The sequence below is a fragment of the Actinoplanes sp. CA-030573 genome (assembly GCF_050951115.1).
Taxonomy (GTDB): Bacteria; Actinomycetota; Actinomycetes; order Mycobacteriales; family Micromonosporaceae; genus Actinoplanes.
Genome location: NZ_CP192038.1, coordinates 3165045 through 3178744, shown reverse-complemented (window position 1 = coordinate 3178744; position 13700 = coordinate 3165045). Strand labels below are relative to the sequence as shown.

The 13700-nt window shown below is 66.0% G+C and carries 9 protein-coding genes and 3 pseudogenes; 6 read left to right on the top strand and 6 right to left on the bottom strand.

The window, feature by feature from the left end; translation table 11 throughout:
• Window positions 1-26: 26 nt before the first annotated feature.
• Window positions 27-602, top strand: a complete 576-nt coding sequence (locus ACQP2F_RS14830) for a hypothetical protein (protein ID WP_433304373.1) — start codon at window positions 27-29, stop codon at window positions 600-602.
• Window positions 603-972: 370 nt separating this feature from the next.
• On the opposite strand, the gene ACQP2F_RS14825 is transcribed toward ACQP2F_RS14830, so the two are convergent.
• From ACQP2F_RS14825 to ACQP2F_RS14815, 3 genes and pseudogenes are all read right to left on the bottom strand, one after another.
• Window positions 973-1425 (bottom strand): transposase, encoded by a 453-nt coding sequence (locus ACQP2F_RS14825; RefSeq protein WP_433307495.1) that lies wholly within the window; start codon window positions 1423-1425, stop codon window positions 973-975.
• Window positions 1426-1716: 291 nt separating this feature from the next.
• Window positions 1717-2088: pseudogene (locus tag ACQP2F_RS14820) on the bottom strand (IS5/IS1182 family transposase); the annotation flags it as partial.
• A 516-nt stretch (window positions 2089-2604) separates the two neighbouring features.
• Window positions 2605-3497 (bottom strand): IS5 family transposase gene (locus ACQP2F_RS14815; protein WP_433304372.1). Its coding sequence is split into 2 segments (ribosomal slippage): window positions 2605-3155 and window positions 3155-3497, totalling 894 coding nucleotides; the frame shifts between segments, so codons are not numbered across the junction.
• A 687-nt stretch (window positions 3498-4184) separates the two neighbouring features.
• Here ACQP2F_RS14815 and ACQP2F_RS14810 point away from each other — a divergent pair.
• On the top strand, window positions 4185-5762 hold the full coding sequence (locus ACQP2F_RS14810; RefSeq protein WP_433304370.1) for a diguanylate cyclase: 1578 nt from the start codon (window positions 4185-4187) through the stop codon (window positions 5760-5762).
• A gap of 64 nt (window positions 5763-5826) precedes the next feature.
• On the opposite strand, the gene ACQP2F_RS14805 is transcribed toward ACQP2F_RS14810, so the two are convergent.
• The 3 genes and pseudogenes from ACQP2F_RS14805 to istA form a co-directional block, all read right to left on the bottom strand.
• A complete protein-coding gene (locus ACQP2F_RS14805; RefSeq protein ID WP_433304369.1) occupies window positions 5827-7005 on the bottom strand; it encodes an IS3 family transposase in 1179 nt (392 codons plus the stop codon).
• Between the two features lie 252 nt (window positions 7006-7257).
• Window positions 7258-8050: pseudogene (istB, locus tag ACQP2F_RS14800) on the bottom strand (IS21-like element helper ATPase IstB).
• Window positions 8050-9279 (bottom strand): IS21 family transposase, encoded by a 1230-nt coding sequence (istA, locus tag ACQP2F_RS14795; protein ID WP_433304367.1) that lies wholly within the window; start codon window positions 9277-9279, stop codon window positions 8050-8052. The pseudogene istB and the gene istA overlap by 1 nt, the downstream one beginning before the upstream one ends.
• 2074 nt (window positions 9280-11353) lie before the next feature.
• On the opposite strand from istA, the gene ACQP2F_RS14790 reads away from it, so the two are divergent.
• The 4 genes and pseudogenes from ACQP2F_RS14790 to ACQP2F_RS14775 form a co-directional block, all read left to right on the top strand.
• Complete coding sequence (locus ACQP2F_RS14790) at window positions 11354-11572, top strand: fumarylacetoacetate hydrolase family protein (RefSeq protein WP_433304365.1); 219 nt, start codon at window positions 11354-11356, stop codon at window positions 11570-11572.
• A gap of 50 nt (window positions 11573-11622) precedes the next feature.
• Window positions 11623-11865, top strand: coding sequence for a fumarylacetoacetate hydrolase family protein (locus tag ACQP2F_RS14785; RefSeq protein ID WP_433304364.1), 243 nt, complete (start codon window positions 11623-11625; stop codon window positions 11863-11865).
• Window positions 11862-13172 (top strand): enolase C-terminal domain-like protein, encoded by a 1311-nt coding sequence (locus tag ACQP2F_RS14780; RefSeq protein ID WP_433304363.1) that lies wholly within the window; start codon window positions 11862-11864, stop codon window positions 13170-13172. Before ACQP2F_RS14785 ends, ACQP2F_RS14780 begins: the two co-directional genes overlap by 4 nt.
• A pseudogene (locus ACQP2F_RS14775) lies at window positions 13165-13662 on the top strand (SDR family NAD(P)-dependent oxidoreductase); the annotation flags it as partial. The gene ACQP2F_RS14780 and the pseudogene ACQP2F_RS14775, both read left to right, overlap by 8 nt.
• Window positions 13663-13700 lie beyond the last annotated feature (38 nt).

The window sequence follows — 13700 nt, the reverse complement described above, 5'->3', positions numbered from 1 at the left end:
ACTTGTGTTTGCGCACGCTTCCCTGCATGAAAACTAACCACCTCGTCGAGCCTTGGGCGAAGAACGGCATGCCACCCGCGTCGCGCACCAGCGCAGTCAAACTGGTCGCCGCTGCCCTGACCGCCGCCATCGTGCTGATCTTGCTCCTCGGAACGCCGGCGCAGGCCGTCAGTTACCGGCATTTCAAGACGCTTGGCGCCGGCCTCTGCCTGCGGGTCAACCCGGCGGACGGGTTCGATGTCCGCGCGAACTCTTGTAGCACCACGCCGACCACCAGGCGCGACTGGCAGGTCATCACCGCTGGCTCGTTGAACGGCCATCCGCTCTGGCGGCTGAGAAATAGGGCGACCGGAAAATGCCTGGTCCGTGGTGACAACGGCGCCGAGGGCTACATTTTCCACGGGGCCTGCTCCTTGACCATGGGCAACGACCGCTGGGAGGTATTCTTCGTCAGCTCGACGCAAGTCCTCCTTAAGTCCAACGGCGCTTGGATTCAGCGGGGAAGGCACGGCTGCCTGAAATACCTGGCCGTTGGTGGCTATGCCAACACCGACATTCGCCGCTGCGACCTCAATAGCTCACTTCAACGGTGGAACCCGTGACCAGCCTGCAGTGAGCGAGGGCCAGGCAGCGGGCGGGTCCGCGGCTGAAGCTAGTGCCCTGACCAAGAAGGTTTGAGATGTTGGGGTCAGGCTGCCCGGAGGGCGGGTTGGCCCCAGCGTCTTTGTCGTTGGCTGTGGGTGCGGGCGCGTTCAGGGGTGCGTAGCGGGAGGAACTGGGCCTCGGTCGGGTGGCCCACGGTGCATGCGTCGGGGTGAATATGGCTCGACCCTGTTCCGCAGGGCTCGGGCGCGGATCTTGGCGCCCTTGTGTACGGACAGGTTGTCCAGGATCAGGTAGATGGGGGCGCCGTCTGCCAACGACGGCTGAAAACTGGATCTGACCCACTTTCCGTGATCGAGATTGACCCGTTCAGGCGAGAAGGATTTGTTTGCTTAGCAGGTCGAGGTTGGCGCGGCCGTGCATCTGGCGCTTGATTATTTTGATGCGGTTGACGTGTCCTTCGACCACGCCCGAGTTGTAGGTCATGGTCAGCCCGTTGACGACCTGGTCGTGGTCGCGGCGCAGGCCGGCGGTAAGGGAGTGCAGGTCGGGTTGGTCGTCGGCTTCGACGGCGGTGATCCGGTCGTTGAGTCGCTGTCCTTGTTGGGCGGTCAGGATTTCGGCGAAAGCGGTGACGTGGTTGGTCAGGGCGTCGAGATGTGGGTAGGCGGCACGAGCTCGGGCGAGTTGGTCGCGGTCGTCGTGGGCGAGCCGGTCGGGGTGGGTGAGCAGCCAGCTGGTCAGCTGGCGGGTCTTCGGTGGCCGTGGTGGCGTCGGTGGCCGGCCGGCGGCTGCTCGGAGCGGCCGTAGGTAGGTGCGCATGGTGGTCGGGCTGCCGCGGTAGCCGCGCTCGCGCAGCTCGGCGCGTAACGTGGCGGCGTTGGTGACACCGGCGCCCAGGCGCGCGCGTGGGTAGGCGGCGTGGTCGTCGGGGACGCGTGGGCGTCCGGGGTGGGGGCTTGGCGAGGAGTTCGTCGATGCTGGTGGCGCGGGCGAACCGGCGCACGGTTGCGCGGGCCAGGCCGAGTTTGCGGGCGATCTCCCGGATGGTGGCTCCTTGCTCGAGCAGTTGGTGGATCTGCTGGTAGCGCTTGCGGGTGCGCGGTGACAGCAGGCGGTCGGGTCTGGAGTGCGACAGCGGTCGGTCTCGACCAGGATCCCGTCGATGTTCACGTAGTCGTGGCCGGCGGCTTTCGCGGCGAGCAGGGCGCCGTGCAGGCTCGGTGCTCGGGCGGCGAGCACGTCGATGCCCTCGTGCAGATGGTCGTAGCCGGTCGACGCGCTGATCGCATTGTCGCGCGCGAGTTGCCGCGTCCGAGTGCCGTCGAGCAGCCAGCGTAGGACCAGGATCGCCTGGTCACGGCAGGTCAGCGCGCGGGTTCCCGTCCGGGTGCCCCGGCGGGCTCGTTCCATGGTCAACAGCCCGGCCAGCACGTCCACGGTGTGTTCGCGTACCGGCAGGACAGCGGAATATGTGACACTCATCGTCGGCGCAGGACCCTTATGAAGTTGAGCTGTGAGAGGCCACCCTTCTATTGGGGTTCTGCGCCACTTCCACGCAGCGAGCGCCATCTGGCGCGTCACGGGCGTTCCGGACACCAGGTCGGCTACAGCCGGCGGTTGATCGGAATGGACCAATCAACGGCCACACGCAGAACGGCTGGCCGAGGAACCGCGGGACACGCCGGGCGATCATGCAGATCTAGTTTTGGATATGCTCACCAGTCGTGCTCGATGTTCCACCGCTTCGTATTGGGCGCGGCGCGTTGGACGCCTATCGATAAATGCGCAGATCACCTCGCGTGCCTAGTGGATGGCGCCCAAAGATGATAGGTATTCGGGTCCGGCTGGCCTTGCGCCGAATCGCGCGCCACGATCCGCGGCGCAACCGCACCGGTATTTCGCCGTCGGAGTGATCCGCGTTGCCGCCGTTAATCCTCGGCCACGGAAACATCACGCACGACGCTTGCGGGTCACGAAGCACCCGACACCACCGCCCGCCTAGGTTCTGTCCCGCGGATCATGGCGGTCGGGAACGGCGCGTAGCCAATCGAGCAGTTCGACCAGGTCGAGGGTGGCCTGATAGTTGATGCCGAGTTTGTCGAACCTGGTGGCCAGTCCGCGCCAGTGTTTGCGCCTGTTGAAGCCGCGTTCAACCTGGTTGCGGTCCCGGTAGGCGACCGGATCGAACGCGCGTGGGCGGCCACCGCGTGAGCCGCGACGTTTCCGGTTGGCGATCTGGTCGTTGGGTTCCGGGATCGTCGTGCGGATCCGCTTGCCGCGCAACGCCTGGCGGTTCGCTCGTGACGAGTACGCCTTGTCACCGGTCACGGATGCGGGCCGGGAACGGGGCCGCCCGATCCCACCGGGCCGGGCGACGCGGACCTGCTCGAGCAGTGGGATCAGCTGCCGGGTGTCGGCGGCCTGGCCGGGCGTGATCAGCGTGGCCAACGACCGGCCGCGGCCATCGGCCAGGGTGTGGATTTTGGTGGTCAGCCCGCCGCGGGACCGGCCGATACTCTCGCGTGCCCGCGTTTCGGCAACGGTCAGCCCCTTTTAGCGGCTCCCGCGGCGTGCTGGTGAGTGCGCACAATCGTGGCGTCGACCTGGGCGTTCCAGTCGATATCATCGTCGAGCCCGGCCAGCCCAATGACCTGAGCCTTCATACGAGCCCAGGTACCGTCGGCCGCCCACCGGGTGAAACGTTGATGTGCGGTCTTCCACGGCCCGTAACGCTCGGGCAGGTCACGCCACGGGGACCCGGTGCGCTTAACCCAGCAGATCGCGTTGATGACCTGCCGGTGATCACGCAACTGCCCACCCCGGACGGGCTGCGCCGGCAGCAACGGCTCCAGCACAGCCCACTCCTCGCTACTCAGATCACCACGCGCCACACCGATTAAACGACAGCCAGCCATGATCGCTACGCATGATCCGCGGGACAGAACCTAGTCGAACGCGCTGTCGTCCAAGGCTGGCGACAAGCTCTCGGCGCCCTCGCCCTGCACTACCCGGACCGCATCGGGCCTTACATCAACTGACCCACATTTAAGATCATTTACACAAGATCTTGACAGGCTCGCGGTGGAGTCGACGAGGGTGAGCAGCCGTTCCCGTAAGGTTCAGGAGCGCACTAACGCGATCGTACGGTGGTCGACGCAGTACCATTTCCCGGCCGTCGCTTCACGGCGCCAACAGAGACGCGTGATAAACGTCGAAGTCCTGGCGCACGTCTGGTCGACTCACCACGATAACCTGCACTCTACGGCGCCCACTCAGTCAGAATCGATGGTGAACTCGCCAGCTCGACCACGACGGCTAACGGCCGGTGCAGCTGGACGCCGGTCTTACTCCTGCGCCGTTTCGGGCACTGCGACCGGTCCACAACCCCACCGCCAGTGTCGCGGTCTCGGTCAACAACAAGCCGCAATTCTAACGCACGCGACACCCCTCTGCTGCCGTGAACCCTCTGAGCGCTGAACTTGTTTGTACCCTGAAGTTCCGCAGTTCCTCAACATTGGGCCGGCGCAGTCGATGTGTCGCGGTGACGCGGAAAAGGAGGCGGCTACATGGATCTAGAAGTGCAGACGCTGGACACCGAGCGGCTGTCGGCCGCACTGCTCGAGCTGGAAGACGCGGTCGAGTGGGATCCGTCGACCATGCTTGACCGCGCCGTGGTTCTCGAACGGCAGGCCCGCTTGCTCGGCGACGATCTGCTGGTCACCCGCGCCCGGCTCAGCCAGGCCAACCTGCTCATGCGCTCCGGCGATCTGGCCGGTGCCGCACGCCGCATGTGGCCGGTGCACCAGTGGGCCGTCAAGAACGGCGCCCGGCAGTTGACCGCCCGCAGCCATCTGGTGTGGGCGACGATCCACCGGCACCTCGGTGACGCGGCGCAGAGCCTCGAGCATGCGGTGCTCAGCGTCGAGCTGCTCGACGACAGCGCCACAGAACACATGCAGGTGTGGCATCGAACCAGGCTCGGCGATGCTCTGGCCTTCAGCGGCTCCATCGGGGCCGCCCGACACCGGTTCGAACAGGCCGTCCGGCTCGCGGTGACGCTCGATAAGCCGTTGCTGCTGCTGTTCGTGCTGAACAACTTCGCCTACGCGGAGTACAGTGCCGGCAATTACGAGCGGGCGGAGCAGATCACCGTACGTCTGCAGGAGCATGCAGCGGCGCACGACTACCAGCTCGACGCCAGTCTGCTCGATACTATCGGCGCCATCGAGATCGGCAACGGCCGGTACGCAGAAGCCGAGAAGACCATGTTGGCCTGCATAGCCTTGCACGGCAGCGACGGCCACGACGACGCCGACGAGCTGGCGGAGTATCTGCTCAACCTGGCCCGGGCCCAGTGCGGGCTCCAGGCGTATGACCGGGCGCAGGACAGCCTTGAAGAGTCGCGCAGGTTGTGTGTCGAGCGCGGGCTCCGCGGGGTGCTCGTGCGAGTGCATCAGGAACAGGCTGATCTGCACGCCGCCCGCGGCGAGTTCGCCGAGGCGTACGCCGCGCACAAGAGTTTCTTCACCGCCTACCACGGGCTGCATTCGCAGCAGCGCGAGGCGCAGGCCCGTACCCGGCACGCGATGTTCGAGACTGCTGAGGCCCGGCAGGAAGCCGAGCGGTTCCGCGAGCAGGCCCGCCGGGACCCGTTGACCGGACTGCGCAACCGGCGCTACATAGACGAGCAACTCCCAATGCTGATTGACAACGATTCCGAGCTCACCATCGCGCTCGTTGACCTCGACCACTTCAAGCGGATCAACGACCAACTCTCGCACGACGTCGGCGATCGGGTGCTGGTGGAAGTGGCCCGGCTGCTGGAGAGCGGACTGGCTGCGGTGTCGCCGGCTGGCTTCGTCGCCCGGATGGGCGGCGAGGAGTTCCTGATGGTGCTGCCCGACCTGACCGCCACCGCGGCCGCCGACCGCCTCGACATGATCCGCCGGACGATCGCCGTGCACGACTGGGCGACACTCACCCGTGGCCTGCCGATCACGCTCAGCATCGGCGTGGCCGGCGTGGCCGACGCCAGCGAACCGACCCAGCTAGGCCTGCTGTCCGCCGCCGACCGCAACCTGTACGCGGCCAAAAACGGCGGCCGGGACCGCGTGGTCTGGCCCCTCCGGCACCGCGACCAGGCCACGGCCGCCTGACCTCCCCTTCGCGGTTCATCACAGTTAGAGCAACTGTGGGCCTGCCCCGTTTTGACGGACATGATCATGCCCCGGTTCGCTGGACCGGAACGTAGAGAGACGGTGTCCGAGGGGTGGCGGTGTTTTCGAAGTCTATGGGGCTTTGCCAGCCGAGGGCTGAGTGGCGCCGGCGTCGGTTGTGGAAACCTTCGATGTACTCGAAGATCGCGTTGGCGAGTTCGACCCGGGTGCGCCAGCGTTGCCGGTCGAGCAGCTCGGTTTGCATGCGGCCCCAGAACGACTCGACCAGGGCGTTGTCGTAGGGGTCGCCGACGCTGCCCAGAGATGGAAGCAGGCCGGCCTTGCGGGCGCGTTCGGTGGAGGCCCAAGAGGTGAACTGGACTCCGTGGTCGCCGTGAATGATGCCGCCGGCGACGGCTCCGCGGCTGTCGATGGCCATGCCCAGCGCGTTGGTGGCCAGATCGACTCGTTGGCTTGAATCGATGGCCCAGCCGACGACCCGGCGTGAGTAGGCGTCGAGGACCACGCAGCAGTAGAGCTTGCCTTCGCGGGTGGGGTGTTCGGTGATATCGGTGACCCACAGCTGGTTCGGGCCGTCGCGGCGGAAGTCACGACGCACCAGATCGGTCACGGTCGGCAGGCGCTTGATGCGTAGCCCGCGGCGGGGCCTGGGCAGGCCGGTCAAGCCGGCTCGGCGCATGAGCAGACCGACCGTGTTGTGCCCGACGACCACGCCGTGGCCGTGGACCAGCTCGGCGTGCACGCGCGGAGCCCCATAGACGGCCCGGGACGCCTGATGGATGGTGCCGATCAGATCGGTCAACCAGGCGTGACGGATCTGCCGCGCTGACGGCGGCCGGGTCTTCCAGTCGTGGTAACCCGACCGGGAGACACCCAGAGCGTGGCAGGCCCGCCCGACTCGCACGCCATCAGCGTGCAGCTCGGCGACGAGCCGGTAGCGAACTTTTGGGGGCACCACCTCCTCAACAGCGGCGGCAGCCTTGCGCAGGATCTTCAGTTCCTCTTCCAGGTCACGGATCCGGCGTCTGGCCTCAGCAAGTTCCTTGCCCTCGGTTCCGCTGAGGCCGGGCTTGATGCCTCGATCGACAAGATCCTGCTGCTTCCACCGGTACAAGCACGACTCGGCGATCTGCAAGACGGCCGCAACGTCACGAACGGTGCGCCCCGACGCAAGCAGATCCAACGCCTTCCGGCGGAACTGAGGCGGATACGGCTTGGGCATGAGCGATCCTCTCGTTGAAAGAAGGATCACCGTCTCCCAACACGCCGGTCCGGGAATCCGGGGCATGATCACCTTGTCCGTCGAATCGGGTCAGGCCCACCGACACCCAGATCACTCCTCTGCAACGCCGAGCTCGCACAGCCGACCCAGACGAATTCTCCGCCGCGATCCGCCTGTCAAGCATGTCCCGCGTGTCAACGCCGCCCGAATATTGACCATCGTGTTCCGGTCGAATCGGGACCACCCTGTTAGTTAGTCGTTGGTCTTGCCGGCCGCGGGGACGCGGCCGAGGTCGCGGTCTTTGAGTCGGTAGCTGTCGCCTTTCATGGAGATCACGTCGGCGTGGTGGACGAGGCGGTCGATCATGGCTGCGGCGACGACGTCGTCGCCGAAGACTTCACCCCACCGGCCGAACGGCTTGTTCGACGTGACGATCAGCGACGCGCGTTCGTAGCGGGATGAGACCAGTTGGGAGAACAGGTTGGCGGCTTCCGGTTCGAACGGGATGTAGCCGACCTCGCGATGATCAGCAGCGGGATCCGGCCGAGTTTGACCAGCTCGGCCTGCAGAGTGCCGGCTTGGTGAGCGTCGGCCAGCCCGGACACCCATTGCGCGGCGGTGGCGAACGCGACCCGGTGCCCGGCCTGGCAGGCCCGAATGCCCAGCCCGATCGACAGATGCGTTTTCCCGGTCCCGGGCGGTCCGAGGAACACCACGTTCTCCCGGCCGGTGACGAAGTCGAGGGTGCCCGGATGGGCGATCTGATCGCGTTTCAGTGATCGCTTAGGTCGTAGTCGAACTCCTCGAGGCTCTTGCGGGCCGGGAACCGGGCGGCCCGGATGCGGCCTTCCCCGCCGTGGGACTCGCGGGCAGCGACCTCGCGTTGCAGACAGGCGGCCAGGAACTCTTCGTGCGTCCACGACTCGGCGCGGGCCCGCTCGGCGAGGCGTTCGACGGAGGCGGCCAAAGATGGGGCTTTCATCGCGCGAGCCAGAAACGCGATCTCCGAGGCGACTTTGCGGCTGGTGGTGGCTTTGGTGGCCATCAGGCCACCTCGCTGTCGAGGCCGAACAGCCGGTCGTAGTCGGACAGATTCCGGTGCTCGACCGCGGTCCGGACCGGGCTCGCCTTGGCGGTGAGGCGGTGCGCGGCCCGCAGCAGTGTGGCGGCGTCGCGGTGCAGCGGGTCGGTGATGCTCTGATGCGCTGCCCAGCAGCGGCCATGGGCGGCGACCGGCCGTCCGTCGCAGAACACCTCGACCCGGTCGGTGTCCGCGTGGATGTCGATGCGGCGACCGATCGCCGAGGGGTGCACCGAGTAGTCGTTGGCGTCCACGCGGACGTAATGGTCTCGCGGGAGCCGGGTCGACAGCCGCCAGCCGACCACCGGGGCGACCGGCGGCAACGTCACCATGGCCTGCCGGTCCGCGGCGATCCGGTCGACCGGGCGGGCCTGCAACCGGCGGTGGACCCGCTGGTTGGCCCGGTCCAGCCACTGCTCGAGCTGAGCGTTGAAATCGGCGGGCGAGGCAAACGAGCGGCCGGGCAGAAACGACGTCTCCAGATAGCCGTTGGCACGCTCGACCAGACCTTTGGCCTCCGGGTCGGCGGGCCGGCACTGGATCACCCGGATGCCGAGGCTACCGCGGAACGCGTTCATCGTCTCGGTCAGCTGCGGCCGGCCCGCCCGCCAGGACCCGACCGCTGCCTCGTTGTCCCAGACCAATGCCTTCGGCACCGCCCCCAGCCGCCTCAGCAGCGTCCAATGCCCGGCCAGCAGGTCCGGCGATTGCCGGGTCGGAATCATCGTCGCCGCCAGCCAGCGTGAGTAGCCGCAGACCATGACCAGCACCGGCGGCCGGCCGACCTGACCGAAGCCCAACGGCACGTCCGCGGGCGGGAACCACAGATCGCATTGCGCCAGCTCGCCCGGCAGATACTCGGTGCGCTGCGCTGGATCCGGCGGCCAGAACAGCGGCCGCAGCCGCTGCACCCGATCACAGAACACGGTCTTGCCCCGGGTCCACCCGACCCGCTCCATGATCACCGTGGTCGGCATCTCCGGGAACTCAGACAGCAACGCCCGGATCCGTGGTTCGACCGCGTCCACGATCGAACCCGCCGGCGCCCGGTGATACCGCGGCGGGCTGTCACTCGCCAGGGCCCTCTTCACCGTGTTCCGAGACATCTTCAACCGCCGGGCGATGGCCTGGATCGCCATCCCTTCCGACCGCCGCAGCCGCCGGATCTCCGCCCAGTCCTCCACGCTCAGCACCTCCCGATGCTTCAGGAGGTGGTCCCGATTGAGCCGGAACCACGTGGTCAGTTTTCAGCCGGAGCCGACACCGCGGACATTCGGTCAAGCATCTCCTTCGGCCGCACTCCGACACCGCCACGGGCCTGGCCACCACCGCGCAAAATTCCAAGGCCGACCGAAGCTGAGCACGCGGCAGGAGGGGCCTCCGCTGTTCCGCAGGGCACGGCCCACTCCCAACTCGTCGGCAGGTGACTCCGCCCGGCGGCACAGCCCTAACACACCGTTTCGTGCTGTGCCGCCGGTCACCCCGGCAGGTTCCCGCCGCCGGGAGTCACACGGTGTCGGACAGGTGAGGCGTGCGCACCATTCCGACTCTTGAACGAGCGCATAGGCCGCCGCGTCGCTTCAGGCCGCTATGCCCGGTGCGCCGGGCGGCACGGCACAACCCGCCAGTCGCGCCGTGCCGCCTGGCTTTCCGGTGCTGGCAGGAAGGCACCTGGGGCGACATGTTGCCTAGCCTGCTAGCCCCCGGTCTTGACGGCGGCGCTTTCCGGCCTCGTTGCCCGAAGCATCCCCGATCGGCGCGGAGCTTAGGCCCAGCGACACGGCTCGGCGGAGTTACCGTGCCGCCGGGACTCCCGCATTGGTGCAGGAGGCCTCACGGGAGTGATCTCCACGCTGCCAGCAACACGGTGCCACCGATACCCACAGCCTCGATTCATTACCATAAATGTTCAAACGTCAGGCGGTCAGGTGCTGATCCCTGAAGGTCCGCCTGACGTCCGGTGGCACGGCTTCTGACATGAGGCGAGTGCCACCTTCCTGCTTCGCCGAGAGCTAGCGGCGCCACTACGAAGCAGGCAGAGGTCATGCTGCCAAACCCTGACACACGTTCGGGCGGCGTTGCCCAACATCCCATTGCCGACTTCGTCTGTTGTGTCCGTGGCTGCGTTCCGCGACCTAACCGGCCCCGCCTGCAGCCCAGCCAACCATTCGATTTCGGGATAGACCTACCGTGACGCCAGGACGGACGGGAGCTGGTGCGCGGCGACGCATCGCCGCTAGCTTCGAGCTGCCCTGCTGTTGTGCCCGGCGGCACAGCCATATGCCCTGTCCGCCGGCATGGCTGATGACATTGTCAGGGCCCCCTTCGTCCCGCCGATCTCCACCCTCATCGGTCCCGCCTGACCCGCCAAGAGGAGGCCCCCGTCATCGCCGACCGCCCGGGGTAGTGGTCGAGACCCCACAGCAGCCGCCCGCCGGTCGGAGTACGACGCCAGCGCCCACGCCCGTAACGTGAACGCCCGCCGCGCCGGCCGTTGCTGCTTCGGCGCTCGTGCGCGGCCTGCTCGAAGGAAACACCGATGACCAGCCCTCAGCGCCCGGTTCCCACAGTGACCACCCGTCCTGTCGTGCACCACCGCGGGCAATCCACGCCGGCATAACCTTGACTGCGGCGACTGTGTCAAATTACGCAGATGCCGCCGCACCGGTTAAAGTCAAACTAGGCCGTGCGTCGAAGTGGCGTGTTCGTGATCTCTAGACGACTACGTCTCCAGTTAAGGGTTCGTCAGCGATGAGGAACCTTAAGATCGAAGACCTCGCGGCCACTTTCGCGGTGACGAGGCGGTGTGACTTACCCGACGCTCGGTGGGTGGCGCTGGAGCCGTTACCGTCTCCGCCGGGCCCTGGGCACCGCCCGGATGCGCCGCAAATCGCGTATGCAAGCCGGTCGGTGATTCGAGTTTCGCTGCGATAGCCGGGACGATGCACGCGTCGGCCACCTGGACCGTATTGCGCTTGGCCCAACTACTTGATAGATATCCGATGTATGAAGCTACCGGTAGCGCGAGCCGCCGGACAGGAGATGCCTGCCGTACTCGAGGATGCTGACCGACTCCGCGTCGGAGCGGGGACAGGGCTTGTATCGTCTTTTAGCTGTACGAAAAGTCCTTTTTCGGCTCCGGAGTAAGAGGACGAGCGATAAAGTTTTGTAATCGGAGAGGCCGCAGATGGTGGCTCCGCCGGTGCCGGAGAAGCCGTTTTCCGGTCAAAGCTTCCGCCATATTCATCAGATGTTTCAATTGACGTAGTGGCGCCGCGGCGGAGCATAGAGACGGACAAGGAAGTGGAGCTGGCCATCGTAGTCGGCCGAACTGCGCGCTACCTCGAGTCGACCGACGAGGCGATCGGCTGTATCGGTGGCTACTCGATCTCGAACGACGGGTCTAAGCGCGGGTGTCAAGCGGAGAGCGGTGGTCAGTGGGACAACAGCAAACCGTGCGAGACGTTCAACTCGCCCGGCCCGTAGCCGGTTACCCCGGACGAGATTACCGGCCCTCAAGCGCTGTCTACCCGGCTATGGGTGAACGGAATTCTCCGGCAGCAAAGCAATGCCGGGCACGTGGCCTTCGGCCTAGCCCCGATCACCCTCTGCCTCAGCCAGTTCATGGTCCTGCACCCCACCACGTGGTCAACACCGGCACCCCGGCGGGTGTCGCGTTGGGCATGCCCGATCCGGATCCATACCTGCGGAGCGGCGACGTGGTGGAGCTCGATATCAACGGCCTAGGCCGGCAACGACAGGAGGTAAAACCCTCATGACCACATCGAGAATCACAGCGGTCGAATGCCTCGATATTCGCTTCCCAACCTCCCGAGAGCTGCTGGGATCCGACGCCATGAATCCCGATCCGGACTACTCCGCGGCCTATGTGATTATCAGTACCGACGCGCCGGATCAAGCGACGGGACACGGGTTCGCCTTCACCATCGGTCGTGGCAACGAAGTGCAAACGGCAGCCATTTCCGCGCTGCGTCCCTATCTTGTTGGCCGGAGGCTCGAACCGGCGCTGGCAGACTTGGGCGCCGTCTGGCGCGACCTGGTACATGACTCTCAGCTGCGCTGGCTGGGTCCCGAAAAGGGCGTCATCCACATGGCTGTGTCCGCCGTGATCAACGCTCTGTGGGATCTCAAGGCCAAGCGAGCCGGGCTGCCACTGTGGCAGTTGCTCGCTCGCATGCCTCCCGAGGAACTGGTCAAGCTCATCGACTTCCGATACTTGACCGATGCCCTCACACCGGCGGAAGCGTTGGACATCCTCACCAAGAATGTGCCGACCCGTGGCGAACGTGAGCAGATCCTGATCGCTGAGGGATATCCCGCTTACACCACCACTCCCGGCTGGTTGGGGTACGACGACGACAAATTGCGACGACTGTGCCGCGCCGCGGTTGACGATGGCTTCGCTCAAATCAAACTCAAGGTCGGCGCCGACCTAGAGGACGACCTCCGCAGGCTCAGGATCGCGCGGGAGGTGTGCGGACCGTCCATCCGGATAGCGGTCGACGCCAACCAACGATGGGACATCTCCCAGGCGATCGCGTGGATTGAGGCGTTGGCGCCCTATGATCCTTGGTGGGTCGAGGAGCCAACCAGTCCCGACGATGTGCTCGGCCACGGCGCCATCGCCCGCGCGGTTGCCCCGATCGCCATCGCCACCGGCGAGCACGTGCAGAACCGCATCGTCTTCAAGCAGTTACTCCAACTAGACGCGCTGTCCTACCTGCAGTTGGATGCCGCACGTGTGGGCGGCGTGAACGAGAACATCGCCATCTTGCTGCTGGCGGCCAAATTCGGGGTGCCCGTCTGCCCGCACGCGGGCGGCGTAGGGCTTTGCGAACTGGTGCAACATTTGTCCATGTTCGACTTCGTTGCGGTCTCGGCGACAATGGAGAACCGGACGATCGAGTACGTCGACCACCTGCACGAACACTTTACCGATCCGGTCATCACCCGCGGTGGCCGCTATATGGCGCCCACCGCCCCCGGTTTCAGCGCCACTATCGCACCACACGTTCTCTCGGCCTACGCCTACCCACACGGCGCTGCGTGGAAGTCACATGAGTGAGCCCACCGGCCTGCGCGCCATCGTCACCGGAGGCGCGTCAGGCATCGGATTGGCCACCGCGACCGTGCTCGCCGACCGAGGAGCACAGGTCGCGTGTCTAGATCTCAGACCCAACGACGGTCATCCCCGGCCGCTCAACTTCTCCATGGACGTGGCGGACGATTCCGTTCGAACGGCCGTAAGCGCGGCAGTAGCGAGGCTGGGTGGCCTCGATGTGCTGGTCAACAGCGCGGGAATCGGCGCTCAAGGAACGGTGGAAGACAACACCGACCGGGATTGGCTGCACGTGCTCGACGTCAATGTCATCGGCATCGCACGCGTATGCAGGGCGGCAATGCCACACCTGCAAGCGTCGGCCAGCCCATCGATCGTTAACGTCTATTCGATTGCGGCGACAGCCGGACTACCAAATCGCGCACTCTACAGCGCCAGCAAGGGCTTGGTGCTGTCGCTGACACTCGCGATGGCCGCTGACCATATCGAGGCGGGTATCCGGGTCTACCGCGTTAATCCCGGCACGGTCGACAC

Coding starts and splice junctions, on each gene's coding strand:
- ACQP2F_RS14830 (WP_433304373.1), top strand. CDS start 27: ATGAAAACTAACCACCTCGTCGAGCCTTGGGCGAAGAACGGCATGCCA.
- ACQP2F_RS14825 (WP_433307495.1), bottom strand. CDS start 1,425: ATGCGCACCTACCTACGGCCGCTCCGAGCAGCCGCCGGCCGGCCACCG.
- ACQP2F_RS14805 (WP_433304369.1), bottom strand. CDS start 7,005: ATGCCCAAGCCGTATCCGCCTCAGTTCCGCCGGAAGGCGTTGGATCTG.
- ACQP2F_RS14785 (WP_433304364.1), top strand. CDS start 11,623: ATGGGTGAACGGAATTCTCCGGCAGCAAAGCAATGCCGGGCACGTGGC.
- ACQP2F_RS14780 (WP_433304363.1), top strand. CDS start 11,862: ATGACCACATCGAGAATCACAGCGGTCGAATGCCTCGATATTCGCTTC.